This is a genomic window from Lactobacillus sp. (assembly GCF_051873315.1).
GTDB lineage: Bacteria > Bacillota > Bacilli > Lactobacillales > Lactobacillaceae > Lactobacillus.
Map to the genome: position 1 here is coordinate 1 of NZ_JBJEES010000084.1, position 2238 is coordinate 2238.

A 2238-nucleotide genomic window follows, 5' to 3' on the forward strand; every position below is an offset into this window, starting at 1 on the left:
TTCAATGCTGGCCCGCTCTTCTTGACGAAATTCTGCCCAGATCTCTTTTTTGCGCTTGATCAAAGTTTTCCAGTCCAGCTTGGCGGCTTCCTTTACTCCTTTGCCAGTCAGATAATAAGTGTTCAAAACCGGCCGGACGGCGCCTTCCAGAAAAATCTTCGGCTGGCAGCCGGTATTTGGGCAGGTTCCGCCCCACAAGTTGTTTTCAATGACCAGGGCGGTCCGGTCAGTTCTTGCTAACTTGAAGAGCAGGTGATTAGCCGCCGGGCCGCTGCCGATGATGATGTAGTCGTATTTTTTCATTGCATTAGCTCACATTTCTATAGATTGAATCTAAAAGATATACAAACGATACTCCTTATTTTTTACAAGTTCAACTTTCCTGTTTCTACGAAAAAACAAGACTGGAATCACTTCCAACCTTGCTTAATAGCTACTTTTTCAGCTGCTTGATCCGATCGTTCATCTTCTGAGCCAGCTTCTTTTCATGCTGGTAAAAAATTAGCCAGACGATAAAGGCTACGGCGATTTCACCAGCAATAGTCAGGAAAGCTGGCCAAAAGCCAGCTTTAGCCGGGATCCAGCCAGTCCAGAAGCTGACCAGGGTCATGACCAGGCAGCCGGTTCCCATGTGGATCAAGATTTGGTAGGCCGGTGCCAGCTTGTCGTTTTGATAAACGATGCTGGGCAGGCCAAAACCGAGGCCGACTAAGACGATGCCGGCAAGCATCTGCGTGTATTCAGCAACCGTCATGGTCAAGCTGCCTGCGCCATTTGCTAAGAGCAGCAGGCCGACCAGGCAGGACGAGACGGCGGCGATGCCAATTCCGATCAAGGAACTGACCAGGATATTTTTCTGGGCAGACATTTTTATCCCCTCCTAAAGCCCCAAATACTGCTTAAAAGCGGGCAGGTATTTGCGGGAAATGTAATCAGACAGACCATGCTCTAAACGCAGAAACATGGTCCCGTTAAAAGATGCTTCAACGCTTTCCAGGCAGATCAAGTTGACGACGGCTTGCTTGGAAATCTGCATGAAGTTCTGGCCCAGCTGCTGGTAAACCTCATACAGGCGCTTTCTGGAAAAATACTTGCCTTTTCCGGTGTAGATGACCGTATCCCCGCCTTCGACCCGGACAAGGATGACGTCACTAGGCTTGATGATGACCAGGCGGTCTTCCTGCTGGGCGATTAAAGGAGCAGAGCTGGCGCTGTTTTCCAGGAAAGCAACTGCCCGCTCAACCTCTTCAGTCATTTTGTCGGTATAGATCACTGCCAGGGGCAAATCCTGGTCTTTATTCAGCTCAACTTTAACCTTCATGCTGGCCACCTTCTTTCTCTTTGGCTCGTTTGCAATATTATCGTATCGTTTTTTGCCGGTCTTGTCCCAGCTTTTCCGGTAAGATGCAAAAATTGCCCCCTAAAATGCAAATAGAATATAATAATCCGCTTTCTATTTTCGCTTGTTTATCTTTTGATTGACAATGTAAACCTACGGGCGTACAATTAAAAACATAAAGGAGGTATTTCTATGACGACTACAGTAGCAACTCAAATCAGAATAGACAAAGAAGTAAAAAAAGAAGCAAATGAATTATTCGATGATCTTGGCCTAGATATGTCCAGTGCAGTTAATATTTTTTTGCGTCAATGCATTATGCATGATGGATTGCCTTTTGAAGTTGAACGTCCAAAGTATAGTGCCTCTACTCTTTCAGCAATGGAAGAAGCGAAAAAAATTTCACAAGACCCAAACGTTCCTGGATACAATTCCATGGCAGAATTAAAAGCAGCATTGCTTGAAGGTGACTAATGTACTCCGTTAAATTTACGTCAGCTTATAAAAAGAGCTATAAGCGTATGCTAAAAAGGGGCTATGATGTTTCACTTTTAGATCAAGTAGTTGATGTCTTGAGACAAGGGGGGCAACTTGCTGATAGATATCAAGACCATTCATTAAAAGGAAAATTTATCGGATTTCGTGAATGTCATATAAAGCCAAATTGGTTGTTGATTTATTTAATCGAGAATGATCAACTTACATTAACCCTAATTGATACGGGGAGCCACGCAGATTTATTCGATTTGTAGCAAGCAATACCATTGTTTTTAATATCGAGTTAACAATTGAACAAATATCAGAAATATGTTTCCCTAAGATTAAGATGCAAATAGAGCCTCCAGAAAAAATCTGGAAGCTCTATTTCATTTCTGTAAAAGTGACATTAAGTCCTCATA

The 2238-nt window shown here is 43.6% G+C and carries 5 protein-coding genes; 2 read left to right on the top strand and 3 right to left on the bottom strand.

The genetic code is table 11. The annotated features are described in order from the left end of the window. The 3 genes from ACI32D_RS05095 to ACI32D_RS05105 form a co-directional block, all read right to left on the bottom strand. On the bottom strand, positions 1 to 303 hold a 303-nt coding region (locus tag ACI32D_RS05095), incomplete at its 3' end, for an FAD-dependent oxidoreductase (protein ID WP_439775540.1). A 130-nt stretch (positions 304 to 433) separates the two neighbouring features. Continuing rightward, positions 434 to 868 (bottom strand): DUF3021 domain-containing protein, encoded by a 435-nt coding sequence (locus tag ACI32D_RS05100; RefSeq protein ID WP_439775541.1) that lies wholly within the window; start codon positions 866 to 868, stop codon positions 434 to 436. A 12-nt stretch (positions 869 to 880) separates the two neighbouring features. Next, on the bottom strand, positions 881 to 1321 hold the full coding sequence (locus tag ACI32D_RS05105) for a LytTR family DNA-binding domain-containing protein (protein WP_439775542.1): 441 nt from the start codon (positions 1319 to 1321) through the stop codon (positions 881 to 883). Positions 1322 to 1531: 210 nt separating this feature from the next. Between ACI32D_RS05105 and ACI32D_RS05110 the strand changes: the two genes are divergently transcribed. Both ACI32D_RS05110 and ACI32D_RS05115 read left to right on the top strand, forming a co-directional pair. Next, positions 1532 to 1813, top strand: a complete 282-nt coding sequence (locus tag ACI32D_RS05110) for a type II toxin-antitoxin system RelB/DinJ family antitoxin (protein WP_439775543.1) — start codon at positions 1532 to 1534, stop codon at positions 1811 to 1813. Further along, positions 1813 to 2091: a type II toxin-antitoxin system YafQ family toxin gene (locus ACI32D_RS05115; protein ID WP_439775544.1), complete on the top strand. Its 279-nt coding sequence runs from the start codon at positions 1813 to 1815 to the stop codon at positions 2089 to 2091. Before ACI32D_RS05110 ends, ACI32D_RS05115 begins: the two co-directional genes overlap by 1 nt. The last annotated feature ends 147 nt before the right edge of the window (positions 2092 to 2238 follow it).

Bases quoted from the DNA above. Each gene is read 5' to 3' on its own strand.
- ACI32D_RS05110 (WP_439775543.1), top strand. From the start codon at position 1,532: ATGACGACTACAGTAGCAACTCAAATCAGAATAGACAAAGAAGTAAAA.
- ACI32D_RS05105 (WP_439775542.1), bottom strand. From the start codon at position 1,321: ATGAAGGTTAAAGTTGAGCTGAATAAAGACCAGGATTTGCCCCTGGCA.
- ACI32D_RS05115 (WP_439775544.1), top strand. From the start codon at position 1,813: ATGTACTCCGTTAAATTTACGTCAGCTTATAAAAAGAGCTATAAGCGT.
- ACI32D_RS05100 (WP_439775541.1), bottom strand. From the start codon at position 868: ATGTCTGCCCAGAAAAATATCCTGGTCAGTTCCTTGATCGGAATTGGC.